At 72.2% G+C, this 14,308-nt stretch carries 15 protein-coding genes; 9 read left to right on the top strand and 6 right to left on the bottom strand.

The features are described 5' to 3' along the window. Window positions 1–57 precede the first annotated feature (57 nt). The gene (locus VK611_02850) at window positions 58–777 is read left to right on the top strand and encodes a crotonase/enoyl-CoA hydratase family protein (GenBank protein HMG40232.1); all 720 of its coding nucleotides are present in this window, start codon (window positions 58–60) and stop codon (window positions 775–777) included. 51 nt (window positions 778–828) lie between these two features. Here the strand turns inward: VK611_02850 and VK611_02845 are convergent, their stop codons facing one another. Both VK611_02845 and VK611_02840 read right to left on the bottom strand, forming a co-directional pair. Beyond that, complete coding sequence (locus tag VK611_02845; protein HMG40231.1) at window positions 829–1,698, bottom strand: alpha/beta hydrolase; 870 nt, start codon at window positions 1,696–1,698, stop codon at window positions 829–831. A gap of 19 nt (window positions 1,699–1,717) precedes the next feature. Next, window positions 1,718–2,542: a DUF1353 domain-containing protein gene (locus tag VK611_02840; GenBank protein ID HMG40230.1), complete on the bottom strand. Its 825-nt coding sequence runs from the start codon at window positions 2,540–2,542 to the stop codon at window positions 1,718–1,720. Between the two features lie 110 nt (window positions 2,543–2,652). On the opposite strand from VK611_02840, the gene VK611_02835 reads away from it, so the two are divergent. From VK611_02835 to VK611_02810, 6 genes are all read left to right on the top strand, one after another. After that, on the top strand, window positions 2,653–2,925 hold the full coding sequence (locus VK611_02835; GenBank protein HMG40229.1) for a hypothetical protein: 273 nt from the start codon (window positions 2,653–2,655) through the stop codon (window positions 2,923–2,925). Between the two features lie 13 nt (window positions 2,926–2,938). Continuing rightward, window positions 2,939–4,291 carry a DUF4331 domain-containing protein gene (locus tag VK611_02830; GenBank protein HMG40228.1) on the top strand — a complete coding sequence of 451 codons (1,353 nt, stop codon included), beginning with the start codon at window positions 2,939–2,941 and terminating at the stop codon, window positions 4,289–4,291. Continuing rightward, the gene (locus tag VK611_02825; GenBank protein HMG40227.1) at window positions 4,288–4,665 is read left to right on the top strand and encodes a hypothetical protein; all 378 of its coding nucleotides are present in this window, start codon (window positions 4,288–4,290) and stop codon (window positions 4,663–4,665) included. Before VK611_02830 ends, VK611_02825 begins: the two co-directional genes overlap by 4 nt. 441 nt (window positions 4,666–5,106) lie before the next feature. Then, window positions 5,107–6,312, top strand: a complete 1,206-nt coding sequence (locus VK611_02820; protein ID HMG40226.1) for a PQQ-binding-like beta-propeller repeat protein — start codon at window positions 5,107–5,109, stop codon at window positions 6,310–6,312. A gap of 57 nt (window positions 6,313–6,369) precedes the next feature. Next, the gene (locus tag VK611_02815; protein ID HMG40225.1) at window positions 6,370–7,395 is read left to right on the top strand and encodes a hypothetical protein; all 1,026 of its coding nucleotides are present in this window, start codon (window positions 6,370–6,372) and stop codon (window positions 7,393–7,395) included. Between the two features lie 373 nt (window positions 7,396–7,768). After that, window positions 7,769–8,317 (top strand): isoprenylcysteine carboxylmethyltransferase family protein, encoded by a 549-nt coding sequence (locus VK611_02810; GenBank protein ID HMG40224.1) that lies wholly within the window; start codon window positions 7,769–7,771, stop codon window positions 8,315–8,317. Between the two features lie 62 nt (window positions 8,318–8,379). Here the strand turns inward: VK611_02810 and VK611_02805 are convergent, their stop codons facing one another. Further along, window positions 8,380–9,399 carry a hypothetical protein gene (locus VK611_02805; protein ID HMG40223.1) on the bottom strand — a complete coding sequence of 340 codons (1,020 nt, stop codon included), beginning with the start codon at window positions 9,397–9,399 and terminating at the stop codon, window positions 8,380–8,382. A 162-nt stretch (window positions 9,400–9,561) separates the two neighbouring features. Here VK611_02805 and VK611_02800 point away from each other — a divergent pair, with 162 nt between their 5' ends. Continuing rightward, window positions 9,562–10,356: a hypothetical protein gene (locus VK611_02800; protein ID HMG40222.1), complete on the top strand. Its 795-nt coding sequence runs from the start codon at window positions 9,562–9,564 to the stop codon at window positions 10,354–10,356. On the opposite strand, the gene VK611_02795 is transcribed toward VK611_02800, so the two are convergent. The 3 genes from VK611_02795 to VK611_02785 are packed head-to-tail and all read right to left on the bottom strand — an operon-like array spanning window position 10,353 to window position 13,703. Next, window positions 10,353–11,300, bottom strand: coding sequence for a fumarylacetoacetate hydrolase family protein (locus tag VK611_02795; GenBank protein ID HMG40221.1), 948 nt, complete (start codon window positions 11,298–11,300; stop codon window positions 10,353–10,355). The two genes, VK611_02800 and VK611_02795, sit on opposite strands and share 4 nt — an antisense overlap. Continuing rightward, on the bottom strand, window positions 11,297–12,208 hold the full coding sequence (locus tag VK611_02790) for a hypothetical protein (protein ID HMG40220.1): 912 nt from the start codon (window positions 12,206–12,208) through the stop codon (window positions 11,297–11,299). The genes VK611_02795 and VK611_02790 overlap by 4 nt, the downstream gene beginning before the upstream one ends. After that, window positions 12,162–13,703, bottom strand: coding sequence for an aldehyde dehydrogenase family protein (locus VK611_02785; protein ID HMG40219.1), 1,542 nt, complete (start codon window positions 13,701–13,703; stop codon window positions 12,162–12,164). The genes VK611_02790 and VK611_02785 overlap by 47 nt, the downstream gene beginning before the upstream one ends. 56 nt (window positions 13,704–13,759) lie before the next feature. Here VK611_02785 and VK611_02780 point away from each other — a divergent pair, with 56 nt between their 5' ends. Beyond that, entirely contained in the window at window positions 13,760–14,266 is a 507-nt protein-coding gene (locus VK611_02780; protein HMG40218.1) for a MarR family transcriptional regulator, read from the top strand. Window positions 14,267–14,308: the final 42 nt, after the last annotated feature.

The raw sequence follows: 14,308 nt of genomic DNA, 5'->3' as shown, positions 1-14,308 counted from the left end.
GATCCGCAGGACACGCCCTTGGGCGGTCCCGGACGGCCAGGGTTATCGTGCCCCGGCATGAGCGACGGTGACGGTGCAGCGGTGGTGACCACGATGGTGGAGGACGGAGTGGCGGTCGTCCGGTTCGACGACGGCAAGGTCAACGCCCTGTCCTTCGACGCGATCGCGGGGCTGGACGCGGCCCTCGACACGGCCGCCGCCGAGGCGTCGGCGATGGTGCTGATCGGCGGGCGGAAGGCCTTCTCGGCCGGCTTCGACCTGTCGGTGATGTCCTCCGGCATGAGCTCGGCGCTGAAGCTGATGGGCGCGGGCGGCGACCTGATGATGCGGCTGTTCGTCCACCCGCAGCCGGTGGTGGCGGCGGCGACCGGCCACGCCCTGGCCGCCGGCGTGCTGCTGCTGTCCGCGTGCGACGTGCGGTTCGGCGCCGACGTGCCCGCCAAGATCGGCCTCAACGAGACCGCCATCGGCATGTCGCTGCCGCTGTTCGCGATGGAGCTGGCCCGCGACCGGCTCACCCCGCGCTCGCTGCTGCAGGGCACGCTGCTGGCGGAGCTGTACGACCCGCAGGGCGCCGTCGCGGTCGGCTGGCTCGACCGGGTCGTCCCCGCCGCCGAGCTGGAGGCCGCCGCGATCGCCGAGGCCCGGCGGCTCGGTCAGCTCCCCGCCACGGCCTACGCGACGACGAAGCAGCTGCTGCGCCAGCCCCTGGTCGACCGGGTGAAGGCCGGCACCGCCGCCGACACCGCCCGCTTCGTCCTCGACCCGCCGGCCTGATCCTGAACCTGCGTCTTTGAAGGGTTTCGACCCCATGCGGGTCGAAACCCTTCAAAGAACGTGAAGAGTCGAAGCGACGAGGCCGGACACCAGGTCCGGGTCCTCGACCGAGGGCCAGTGGCCGATGTCGGGCCAGTGGACGAGCTCGGTGTCGCGCCCCGCCTCGGCCCGCAGGTCGACGAGGTGGTCGGGCATCGCCGGCACCGCGATCGGGTCGAGGTCGCCCCAGGCCGCCACCAGCGTGCCCGGGTAGTCGACCAGGGCGGAGGTCCAGCGGGGCTGGTGGGCGCGGCGCTCCTCGACGTAGCGGATGATGCGCGGCAGCAGCCGGTCGCCGCCCTCGCGCAGGATCAGCGCCACCATCGCCTCCATCTCCTCGGGCGCCGGGCGGCCCGGCGGGAACGACGCCCGCAGCCCTTCGGCCATCCCCTCCGCCCCGAGCGACCCGGCCGTCATCTCGTCGGGCAGCGACAGCAGCAGCTGCTGGCCGTCGGTCAGCTGGGCCATGTCGATGAAGATCGACCCGTTGGTGAGCACGCACGCCATCCACTCGACCGACGCCCGGACCAGCAGCTCGGCCGCCACGGTGTCGCCCATGTCGTGGGCCAGCAACGACGCCCGGGTGACGCCCCGCGCCGCCAGCAGCTCCTCCACCAGGTCGGCCTGGGCGAACAGCGAGTAGGCCCGGTCGGGCTTGGCGGACAGGCCGTGGCCCAGGAAGTCGAGCGTGACGATCCGCCAGCGTGAGGCGAGAGCCGCCACGACGTGACGCCAGTCGAACGACGACCCCGGGAAGCCGTGCAGCATCACCAGCACCGGCGCATCCGGGGAGCCGGTGTCGACCACGAACAGGTCGTGCCCGCCCACCTGCTCGATCGCCCCCTGCGCCTGCCAGTCGGTCACGAGCGCGGGCAACGTCATGCCCCCATCTTCGCCCGCGTCAGCGCGCGGCGTAGGGCGGAGGCGGCGTGACCTGGGACTTCTGGACCTCCCCCGCCCGCAGCAGCCGCAGCCGCCGCACGACCTTCTCGGCCAGCGAGTAGAGCGAGTACACGGCCAGGTTCAGGGCCGCGGGCACGGCGACCAGCCACAGCATGTAGCCGCCGACCAGGCCGGCCGCGCTCTGGGGGACGCTCCACAGCAGCGACGCCGGGATCGGCGCCAGCACCGCGACCGCCACCAGCAGCGGGCTCGCCGTCAAGAGGCCCGCCACCAGGGTGACGATGCCCGTCGTCGCCAGGACGACCCACAGCCCGATCGCCAGGCGGGGGCCGAGCGACGAGCGCCACCGGGTGGCCAGCGTGACCGCGGCCCACATCACACGGCTGCGGATGTAGGGCACGTCGAGGTCGGTGAGCGCCTGCAGGAACACCTCGTCGGCCTGGGTGCGGGTGACGGGCGGGTCGAGCGTCGTGCCGTTGTGCACCAGGTGGTCGTGGAGCAGGGCGGCCAGCGAGTGGTTGCCGTAGCGACTCACGAACCAGCTCATGAACTGCGGGATCGACGCCAGGTCGGTCTCGGGCAGGTCGGCCGGTGTCACCCGGAAGCGCCCGGCCGGCCCGTCGTAGTCGAACCCCTCCACGAGCTCGAAGCTGCTCGGCCCCGTCTGCCGCAGGACGATCCGCGCCGGCTCCTGGCTGTCGATCCGGTGGAACGGCGTCGCCCGGCCAGGAGCGGTGGCCACCTCGGGCGCGATCGACGTGACGACGACCGTCGACCGTGGGTCGGAGCCGGCTCCCGAGCGTGCCGCGGCAGGGACGTCCATGTCGTCATTGTGGACCTTCCCGCACGCTCGGTCATCCACTTCCGGCGATTGCTCCGAAACGCCTCCCGACATCGCATCCACGCATCCGGCGTGGAGCGGAAGGGGAAGACATGGAGCCAGTCACCCGACGTTCGTTCCTCGTCACGGGCTCGGTCGGTGCAGCGGGCGCGGCAACCGCGTTCGGTACCGGCTGGGCGCTCTCCGCGGCCAACGACAACGAGGCCGCCCTGAGCCAGGACGAGATCGACGACCTGAACGGACCCCTCGTGGTCCAGCTGACGAACGCCGCCGCCGGAGAGCTCGAGGTGCTCGTCGGCGAACGCGAGGTCACGTTCACCGACAAGGCGCTGGCGGCTCGGCTGCTGCGCGCCGCCAAGAGCTGAGAGGACGGAAGAGATGTCGTCCCATCGCGAAGCCCCTTCGATCCTGAAGGACCCCCTTGCGGACAACACCGACACGTACGCCTTCGTCACCCCCAACAACACGGTGACCATCGTCACCAACTACGTCCCGGTGCAGGCACCGGCGGGTGGGCCGAACTTCTACGAGTTCGGTGACGACGTGACGTACCAGATCAACATCGACAACAACGGCGACGGCAAGGCCGACGTCACCTACCAGTTCCGCTTCGAGAACAAGATCACCAACCCGAACACGTTCCTGTACAACACCGGGCCGATCGACTCCCTCACGAGCGCCAACTGGAACCGCCGCCAGACCTACTCGGTCACGCGGATCACCCGGCAGGGCGCCTCCCTGCTGGCCAAGGGCCTGGCCTGCCCGCCCTGCAACGTCGGCCCCCGGTCGACGCCGAACTACTCGGGGCTGGCCGACGAGGCCATCTACACCATGCCCCGGGGTGAGCGGGTCTTCGCCGGCCAGCGGGCCGACGCCTTCTTCGTCGACCTGGGGTCGGTGTTCGACCTGGGGACCCTGCGTCCCTTCCAGAACCTGCACCTCATCCCGACGGCGGCCGCCGACGGCCGGGACTCCCTGGCCCGAGCCAACGTGCACACCATCGCCATCGAGATCCCCATCCCGCGGGCGACCCAGCGCGACGACGTCCCCCGCGACCCGATGAAGCAGAGCGCCACCATCGGCGTGTGGGGCGCGGCATACCGCCAGAAGGCCACCCTGCGCGACCGGAGCGGCCGGGCGAGCTTCGCCGGTCCGTGGATGCAGGTGTCGCGCCTCGGCAACCCGCTGTTCAACGAGGTCATCGTGCCGATGGCGCGCAAGGACGAGTGGAACGCGGTCCGGCCGCACCAGGACTCGTCGTTCGCCAAGTTCGTGGCCCAGCCCGAGCTGGCGAAGCTGCTGCCGGTGCTCTACCCGGGCGTGTTCCCGAACCTGAAGGCCCTGACCAAGGACCGGGCCGACCTGCTGGCCGTGCTGCTCACGGGCATCCCGGCCGGTCTGATCCCCGGGTTCCAGAACTTCACCGGGCGGACCCAGGCCGACATGCTGCGGCTGAACCTGGCGATCCCGCCGTCGGCCACGCCGAACCGGCTGGGCCTGCTGGGCGGCGACCTGGCTGGATTCCCCAACGGGCGGCGGCTCACCGACGACGTCGTGACCATCGAGCTGCGGGCGGTCGCCGGTGCGACCTACCCGTTGGTCGACCCGACGTTCACCCCGGACGACGCGGTGTCGGCCGTGGAGGACGGCACCTTCAACAACCCGGGCCGGCAGCTCCTCGACCGGTTCCCGTACATGGGGCTCCCGTACTCGGGCTACGACGTGCCATGAGCATGCACCTCCACGACCACGACCACGCGCACCCGCACGTGCTTCCGCATCCGCTGGAGCAGTGGCGGCCGCACACGCCGCCGGGAGAGACGCCGGTGCTCGACATCGGCGGCGACGTGGGTGCGCTGGTGGTGTACCTCCCGGAGCTGACCGCCAGCGGCGAGCTCGACGTCCAGCCCTCGGGCCGGCCGGAGGGTCGCTTCCACACCGGCGTCCACCACCGGCTCTTCGGGGCCAGTGGTGCGGACAAGGCGTGGGTGGCCATCTTCCCGGAGATGACGGAGGGCACCTACGAGCTCCTCGACGACGACGGCACCCGGCTCGCCGAGGTGGCCGTCGCTGGCGGCGAGGTCCAGGAGCTCGACCTCCGTTAGCCCCGATCCATCCCAGCAGCGTGCCCCCGGGGCGGACCCGTACCTCCGCCCCGGGGGCACGTCCGCGTCGAGCGCGTGGCGGCGTGGAGGGTGCCGAGGTCGACCCCCGGTCCGCTCGATGACTGGTCCAAGGGGGTTTGGAGAGTCGTTTGTGGTCGTTTGGTTGCTCTCGAGTCGCTTGTGGTCGGTCTCCGACGACGGATGACTCGACTGTTGGTCGGCGACTACAGGTGACTCGGGACGCGACCGTCGCCTCCGTGAGGTGCCAGGACCAATGACCCCCGGGCGCTCGACGGATCGCGGAATCCATACACTTGTGCAATACGTGCGTACGGGAAGTACGGTCGCGGCGGGGGAGCCCGGATCCGGGATACCGGGGATCAGGGGAGGATTCCGATGGCTCGTCGACGAGTCGTTCTGCGTGGCGTTGTCGCGGCACTTGTGAGCGTTCAGCTCTCGGGTTGCTGGCTGCAGCCCGACTACGACGGAGGGCACACACGCTGGAACCCCTCCGAGCAGAAGCTGACCGCGGCGAACGTGGCGAGCCTCACGCCCCGGTGGTCCGTGGACTTCCCGGCCCGGTTCCAGCCCGACCCGCTGATCAGCGGCGGCAAGGTCCTCGTCGGGCGCCAGGACTCGACGGCGGCCGGTGTGCTGGCCCTCGACGCCGCCACGGGAGCGACGCTGTGGGACCGCGACGCCAGCTCGCCGACCGCCACCGACACCTTCACCAACCACCCGGCCACCATCGTCGACGGTGAGGTGTGGTCGGATTGGTACGGAGCGGTGGGGAACGAGTGCGTCTTCGGCCTGACCCGCCTCGACCGGGACGGCAACGTCCTCGGGACGGACCGGTCGGGCTACACGGCGACGACGCCCGTCCAGAGCGGCGACCACATCGTGGAGGTCCACACGACCGTGTGCCCCTTCCCCGGTCTGCCGCCGGCGACGCTGTCGGTGCGCGACGCCGACACGCGGCAGGTCCTGTGGACCGCCGGGTCGCTCAACTTCGGCAACGTGACGGTGTCGCAGGGCCTGGTCATCACCGACGCCGGGGCCTTCCCGCTCGCCGGCTGCGGCGCTCCGACGTGCTCGCCGATCTGGCAGCTCGACCTGTCGAGTGGCTTCCATCCGGTCGTCGTCGGGCCGGGCGGCCAGGTCTTCGTCGTGAAGCCCGGCTTCGGCGGCCCCAACGGCGAGGTGCGGGCGTACTCACGGACGGACGGCACGCAGGCGTGGCGCCTCGCCTTCAACGCCGTGTCGGCCGAGATCGCGGTCGACGACGAGCACCTCTACGTCGCCGCCAGCAACAACGGCTTCGGGGCCGGCTACCTGCAGGTCTACGACATCGACGGCTGCGGGGCGGCCACCTGCCAGCCGCTGTGGTCGGCCCGGGCCGCCGACGGAGCCTGGGCCCCGACCGTCGCCGGCGACGTGGTGTACGTGGCGGGCAACGACAACCGCGTCCACGCCTTCCGGGCCGACGGCTGCGGGTTCTTCATCTGCGGCGAGATCGGCAGCGTCGGCGTCGACGGGTTGGGCATCGGGTCCATCGCCGTGGCCGAAGGGCGGCTGGTGGTGTCGTCGATGGTCACCTTCGACGCCCGCTTCAAGCTCACCGCCTTCGCGCCGGCCGGCATCCCCTGACGAACTCCGGGGTGGCTACAGTCGCCGGGTCGGCTGCAGCGACCGGGGAGGGGAGCCGTGAGCGACTGGGACGAACCGGACGATCCGTCGTCGAGCGTCTTCGCCCGCCGGAGCCGCCCGCGGGTCCGCCCTCGCCGGGTGCCGCCACCTCCGCCGGAGTCGACCCGCCAGGACCCCGCCCAGCCAGGTCAGGGCCAGAGCCAGGGCCAGGGCCAGGGCCAGGGCTACGGCGGCACGCAGGAGTACAGCGCCGCGCCGACCCGGCCGCAGCCGGACTACGACCACGGGGGCCAGCCCGGCTACGGCCAACCGACGCCGGGGTACGGGAACCAGCCGACCTACCCGCAGCCGGCACCTCGTGGGCCGTCGACGCGGCAGATGCCGACGCCCGGACCGCCGGAGCCCGGGTACGGGCAGCCGCCGAACCGACGGGCGGCGCCGCCGAGGCGGCAGGACGAGGACCGGCCCCGGCGGGAGTCCCGGGGCGGTGGCCTGCCCTTCGGGGCCGGCACCCTGGTGGGCGTCGTGGGGTTCGGGTGCTTCCTCGCCGCGCTGCTGGTGCTGCCGTGGTTCGAGGCGGGCGGCGAGGACGTCACGCTGTCCGACATCCGCTCGGCCTTCACGGTCCCCGAGACCCAGCCGGAGGACATCCTCCCCGACGACGGCGAGCCGGCACCCCCGGCAGCCGACGGGCAGGTCCCCTCGCCCGACGCCGTGCAGGATGCCGTCGAGGACGCCGCCCGCGACGCCGCCGCCGAGGCCGCGGCCCAGGTGATCGACACCGGCAAGGCCCGCTACCTGGAGCTCTACGTCGACCGCCTGTGGCCGATCGCCGCGGTCGGGGTGGGCCTCGCCGTGCTGTTCTCCACGATCCTGTCGCCCAAGTCGTTCGCCCTGTCGCTGCTGCTCGGCTTCCGCCGCCTCTCGGGCATGGTGGTCGTGCTGGCCGGCATCGCCCACGGCGCCGCTCTGTGGATCATGTTCACCGGCACCGGAGCGCCCGACCCGTCACCCGGGGTGTGGGTGGGCGTCGTCGGCCTGGGCGCGGTGCTGGTGGGCTGCATCCTCGGCCCGAAGCACTGACCGCTGCGGTCGCGCTCGCCGCCCGCCAAGCCCCACACCAGGGACTGCAGCCGCCGGTCCATCTCCTCAGCCGGTTCGCTCCGCATGCCCGCCCTGACGGCCACCGCCTCCCGAAGGTTCCGCGGTCGTAGCCTCCCGGTGGCATGCGGGACCGTCGGGGCTTGGGAGCCGCCTACCTCATCGGTCAGGCGCTCGCGGTGGTCGTGTGGTGGCTCGGGCTGGTGCTGTCCGACCGCGTCCGGGGCTGGTTCGAGCTCGACGACGGTCGGCATCGGGTGCTGAGCGCCTTCGTGCTGGGGGATGTCGTCGTGCTCGCGGTCGGGTCGATCGTGGCGGCGGTCGCCCTGCTCCGGAAGGCCCGCTCGGCCTCGCGGTGGGTCGCCGGGTCGCCCGCCCTGCCGGTCCGGCGGCGAACGTCGCGAAGACGGTCCTCCAGATCGTCGTGGTGTGGGGTTTCGCTCTGGGGGCGCTGCCCTGGCTGGCGGTCCAGGCAGAGGACGCCGTCGGCGTCGCCCGCTGGGACTGGCCCGGGCGCCACGTTCTCGGCGCAGTGGTCCTCGTCGCCGGAAGCTCGCTCGGTCTGGTGTCGGCGTGGGTGATGGCGACCGTCGGCCGAGGGACGCCGGTGCCGTTCGACGCGGCCCGTGAGCTGGTCGTCGTCGGTCCCTACCGCGTCGTCCGCAACCCGATGGCCGTGAGCGCGGCGGTCCAGATGGTCGGGGTCGCGATCGCCTACGGCTCGGCGGCCACGCTGGCCCTGGCCGTCGGTGGTGCCGTTCTGTGGAACGTCGCCATCCGGCCGGGCGAGGAGAGGTTCCTCGCCGAGCGATTCGGCCGGTCCTACGAGGCCTACCGGGCCGCGGTGCGCTGCTGGGTCCCCCGCCGTCACATCTGGCGGGCGCCGGGGGTCGGTGTGCCCTGACGCGGAGGATCGGGGCCCCGCCGAGGGCCCCGATCGTTCCGTGGTGTGGGGGGATCTGTGGGTCAGCGCTGGCCGGTGCCCAGGTCGACGACCACGCCGATCAGGTCGCGGGCCGCCTCCTCGACGTCGACGTCGTCGTCGCCGCCCAGGGTGTTCACCTGGAGCACGTCGCTGGTCTCGCTGCCGGTGATGTCCACGGTGGTCTTCAGCCCGTCGACCTCGACGGTGGAGCCGTCGGCCTCGACGTCGACGTTGTCACGCCGCTCCGTGCCGTCGACGGCCACGGTGTCGGTCTGAGCGTCGCCGCTGCCGTCGTCGCCGAGGGCCGACAGGTCGACGTCGGCCTGCCGGAAGTCGGTGCCGGTCATGTCCTCGACCGTCACCGTGTCCGGGCCACCGAGCGCGATGAGGTCGAGCCGCTCGACGCCGTCCATGTCCATGCGGATGTTGCCGACGTCACGGAGGAACAGCGAGCGTCCGCCGTTGGGCGACAGGCTCATGATCTCGGCGGCGTTGGCGCCGTTGAAGTCCAGCGTGTCGGTGCCGCTCCGGCCCTCGACGACGTCGCTGCCGTCGCCCGGGTCCCAGCGGAAGGTGTCGGACCCGGAGCCGAGCTCGGCGGTGTCGTCGCCCCGGTTGCCGTCGACCGTGTCGCGGCCGCTGCCGGCCTTGAACAGCTCGCCACCGGCGCCGCCGTCGAGCGTGTCGTTGCCGCTGCCGCCGTAGACGGTCAGGTCCTCGGAGGAGATGGTGCCGTTGACCTCGTCGACCCGGAACCGGTCGTTCCCGCTGCGCAGGAACACCTCGATCGAGCTGAACGTCGTGAGGTCGAAGCTCTCGTCGGCCGAGCCGTCGTCGCCGAAGTCGACCTCGAGGGTGGTGGAGCCGTCGGCGGCCACCCGCAGCGCGAGCGCCTCGCCGCGGCTGCTGCCGATGACGGTGAGCGTGTCGTCGGACACCGACGCCGAGTTGCTGGATGTCGCGCCGGCAGGACCGCCGGCCATGACGCCCGCTGCGAGCGCCGCCGTCGTTGCGGCGGCGAGGCCGAGCAGGCGCGTCGAAGTACTCCGCTTGGTGTGCATGATCTCCTCGTTCTTGCCTGGGCCGACAGGGGGTCATCGGCCGTTCGAGGACCAGTACGCACCCGCGTCCCCCGCGGTTCGAACCACCCCGATGACGTTCGTCATGGGTGGTGTGTGCCGCCGGTCATCGGCGACCGGTGACATCGGCATCTACCCCATGTGGTGTCCAAGCCGCAGAGTTCTCGCAGAACAACCAAGGACCACTGCTGGCGATCACACAGGGGAACACCAATGGCAACGAGTACCGAACATGCTCTTCGATCAGGTGACAGGGAGCTCTTGAAGGTGGGTGGAGCGATGGCGGTCGTCGCGACGGTCATCGCCTTCCTCGGCAACGTGATGCACCCGAGATCGACGAGCTACTACGACGATCCTGTCGCCTGGCTCGATCACAACACCCACAGCTCCGTATGGTTCGCCTCGCACGTGCTCATCCTTCTCGGATCGATCGTTCTGATCGGCGCGTTCGTGGCGCTGACGAGGTCGTTGGTCGGCTCCCGGGGCTACGGCATCAGCCATCTGGCTCTCGCCAACGCGCTGATCGGCACGACGCTGATGCTCGTGCTGCTGGTGATCGACGGTCTCGTCGTGCCCGAGCTGTCGGACGTCTGGGTCGCCCATTCCTCGCACACCGAGGAGGCCGTCCTGTCCGGCACGATCCTCTACTACACCATCTTCAACCTGTTGTACGTGTCCATGTTGACGCTCTTCGGGCTGGCGCCGATCTTCTATGGCATCGCCACGCTCCTCAGCGGCACCTTCGCAAGGTGGTTCAGCTGGGCGGGGATCGCGTTCGGTTCCAGCGTCGTCGTCAGCGCACTGCTCAGCATGTTGGACGTCAACCGGAAGGCGTTGGACGCCACGGTCTGGCCGGTGACGTCCAGCCTGGTCGTGTTCTGGTTCCTCGGCACCGGCATCCTGCTGTGGCGCCGGGCGACGACCTCGTCCAGTCTCTAGGGGTTGCGGGGGGTCATGTTGGTGGCGACGAGGGCGGCGCGGTGGTCCCGGTAGGCGGTGGCGGAGGGGGTGGTGCCCTGGGCCTTCAGGGTGCGGTAGTCGCTGCCGAGGGCGACGACGAGGGCGAGCTTGGTGACCGTGGCGGGGAAGCCGGGGGAGTCGGCGGGGGGCGCCGGTCCGTCGACCACCCGGTTGGCGAGGCGCCCGATGCCCTCCACCTCGACCTCCACGGTGTCGCCCGGGAACATGGGCCGCGAGTGCCAGGGGGTGCCGGTGAGCACGACGTCACCCGGCCGCAGCGTGACGTGGCGGGTGATGTCGGCCAGCAGCTCGTCGATCCCCCAGGTCATCTCGTCGAGGCAGGCCTCCTGCACGACCACGCCGTTCACCCGGGTGCGCAGCCGCGCCCGCCGGACGTCGACGCCGCTGACCAGCCCCGGCCCGAGCGGGCAGAAGCCGTCCTGGCCCTTGACCCGCAGCATCGAGCCGGCGTCGGTGTCGCGGAAGTCGTGGGCGCCGACGTCGTTGGCCACGCAGAACCCGGCCAGGTGGTCCCACACGTCGGCGACGGCGACCCGTCGCATCGGCCGACCCACGACCACGGCCAGCTCGCCCTCGTAGTTCAGCAGCTCGCAGTCGGCCGGGCGCACGAGGTCGCCCCCATGGCCGTTGACGGTGGTGGGCGGCTTGAGGAAGTAGGTGGGATGCTCGCCGGTGAGGTCACGGCCCAGCTCCTCGGCCCGGGACCGGTGGTTGAGGTGGACGCACACGATGGTGGCCGGCTCGACCGGCGCCAGGTGGACCACGTCGTCGGCCGGCACCCGGCGGCCGTCGTCGAGGACCAGCCCGCCGCCGCCGGCGCCGCCGTCGGCCACGGCGTGCTGCACCCTCCCGCCGACGACGACCCGCCGCCGCTCCCGCCGCGGCCCGTCGAGCACGCTCATCGGGGCTCGAGGTCGAAGACGACGTGGACCTGCCCGGTGCCGAGGGCGTTCTCGTACTCCGACACCCGCCGCCCGGGCGCCCGGCAGCCCCGCCCACCGATGGCGCCGAGCAGGGTCAGGTAGTGACCGAAGCCGCCCTCGGGCCGGACCGCCCGGTACTCGGGCTGGAGGTCGACCACCTCGGCGTGGTCCCCGTCGGCCCAGAGGTCGAGGAGGCGGCGGTCCCACTCCCGGGCCGCGTCGGAGATCACGTGCCGGGGGTCGAGCGCCACCCGCCCTCGCTGCTGGTCGATCGGCCAGAACGTGTGGCTCATCCCGCCGCTGCCGACCACGGCCACCCGGCCACCGCCACGGTCGCTTGCGACCGCCGCGGCCAGGCACTCACCGAAGGCGAGGAAGTGGGCGGGACCGGCGGTCTGCAGGACGCCCACCGACAGCACCCGCTCCGACGTGCGGAGGTGGTGGACCAGGTTGAGCGTCGGGTAGTGGGCCGGCAGCGAGTCGGCGGTCGCGTTGACGACCGGCAGGTCCCGCTCCCGCCCGGCGGCCACCACCGCCTCGGCCAGCTCGGGCGTCCCGGGGTAGTCGTAGGCCAGGTCGTGGATGGCCCGGGGCATCTCGTCGCTGGTGTAGGTGCCGGTGAAGTGCGCCGCCCCGGCGATCACGTGCTCGCTGGTGGTCAGCCAGTGGGTGTCGACGATCAGCAGCGTGTCGACCCGGCGGCCGGCGAAGTGCTCGCGCAGGCAGCGGAAGCCCGGCTCGACCAGCGTCGTGTCACGCCCGGTCTCGCCCAGGTGCACTCGCAGGTCGTGGGGCAACATGACCAGCGGCTGGTGAGCGACCAGCGCCGCCGCCACGACCTCACCCATGACGGCCGGCGCCGGCGCCGGGGCCACGGCCAGGCCCACGCCCGAGCCCACCACCGATGCCGACGTCGGGGCGGGCGAACGAGCCGTGTCTCATGGCCACGTTCTTCACGTCGCAGAAGAAGTCGAAGCTCCAGATGCCGCCCTCACGGCCGATGCCCGACATCCTGGCGCCGCCGAACGGTGCCGCCAGGTCACGCACGAAGTAGCAGTTGACCCACACGGTGCCGGCGACGATCCGGGCGGCCGTCCGCTCGGCCCTCGCCCGGTCGCGGGTGAACAGCACGGCCGCCAGCCCGTAGCGGGTGGCGTTGGCCAGCGCCACGGCCTCGTCGTCGCCGGTGAACGTCTGCCAGGTGAGGACCGGGCCGAACACCTCGTTCTGCACGATCTCGGCGTCGGGCTCGACGTGGTCGAGGATCGTGGGCTGGTAGTAGAGGCCGCCGCTCGGGTGACGGCCACCGCCGACGAGCGCCCGAGCTCCACGATCGAGGGCCCGCTCGACGAACCCCTCCACCCGGGCGAGCTGGCGGGGGTGGATCAGCGGCCCCACCCGAACGCCGGGACGGCGGGGGTCGCCGACGGTCGCCAGGGCGGTGGCATCGCGCAGGCGGGCCCGGAAGTCGTCGGCGATCGACCGCTCGACCAGCACCCGGGTGCCGGCGAGGCACACCTGGCCGGCGTTGGTGAACTGCTGGGCGACGGTGGCCGCGGCGGCGTCGAGGTCGGCGTCGGCGAAGACGACGAACGGCGACTTCCCGCCCAGCTCGAGGCTCACCGGGGTGACCGACGCGGCGGCGTGCGCGGCCACCGACCGGCCCGTGTCGGTGGAGCCGGTGAAGCTGATGCGGTCGACGTCGTGGTGGCTCACCAGCGCCTGACCGGCCTCGTCGCCGCGGCCCTGGACGACGTTGAGCACGCCGGCCGGCACCCCGGCCTCGTCGGCGATGGTGGCCAGCAGCGAGCAGCTGAGCGGTGCCCACTCGGGCGGCTTGAGCACCACCGTGTTGCCGGCCGCCAGTGCCGGCCCGACCTTCCACGTCGACAGCATCAGCGGTGCGTTCCACGGCGTGACCAGGGCGGCGACGCCGGCGGGCTCGTAGCGCACGTGGTTCTCCACGACCTCGCCCCGGAACGGCTCCGGCTGCAGCGACCGCGCCTCGTCGGCGAAGAAGGCGATGTTCTGGGCGGCCCGGTTCACCACCCGCTTCACGTTGCCGACCTGGAGCGACCCGTTGTCGACGGTCTCGACCAGCGCCAGCTCCTCGCGGCGGTCGAGGATGGCGTCGGCGAAGCGGTCGAGGATCCGGCCCCGCCGATCCGCCCCGAGGCCGGCCCAGCCCGGCGCTGCGGCCCGGGCCGCGCCCACGGCGGCGTCCACCTCCTCCGGCCCGCCGGCAGCGACCGCGCCCAGCGGCGAGCCGTCGATCGGGCTGAAGACCTCCAGCTCACGGCCGCCCGAGTCGACCCTCTCACCCCCGATCCAGTGCCGTCGATCGACCGGAACCGCGGCGAGCTCCTCTGTTGCCTGGAGCACGCTCCCCAACTCATGAGACATCACATCATTAGATGCCACATGATATGGTCGGGTCAATGGTCGAATCTGCCGAGCGGTTCGAGAAGCTGGCGCAGGACGCTGTCTCCGACGACGTCCCCGGCATCGACCTCGCCGTCTTCCGGGCGATGTTCGGGCTCAGCCGGGCGACACCCCGGCTCGTCGCCGACTTCGAGTCGGCGGTCCAGCGCCCCCACGGGCTGAGCTGGGCCGGCTTCCGGCTGCTGTTCTGCCTGCAGGTCAGCGGGCCGCTGCAGACCCGCGAGCTGGCCCGGCTGCTGTTCACCACGGCGCCCACGGTGTCGAGCGTGGTCAACACCCTGGAGGCGCGGGGCTGGGTGCGGCGCGAGCGCCTCGACCGAGACCGCCGGCTGGTCGAGGTGCACCTCACCCCGGCGGGCGACCGGCTGATCCGCAAGGTCTCCCAGGCCCAGCACCGACGGGAGCAGGGCTGGACCGCCGAGATCCCCCGCCGCGACCTGGCCGCCTTCGTCCGGGTGGTCGAGCACCTGGCCACCCGCCCCCGGCCCGAGGCCGCCGGGTAGGGGCGGACGGGCTCGGGGACGAGGGACGAGGGGGAGGGCGGC

It is taken from the genome of Acidimicrobiales bacterium, from assembly GCA_035316325.1.
Lineage (GTDB): Bacteria > Actinomycetota > Acidimicrobiia > Acidimicrobiales > VFJN01 > DASXTK01.
The sequence above is the reverse complement of the archived record's forward strand: the minus strand, read 5'-3'. Positions and strand labels throughout refer to the sequence as shown.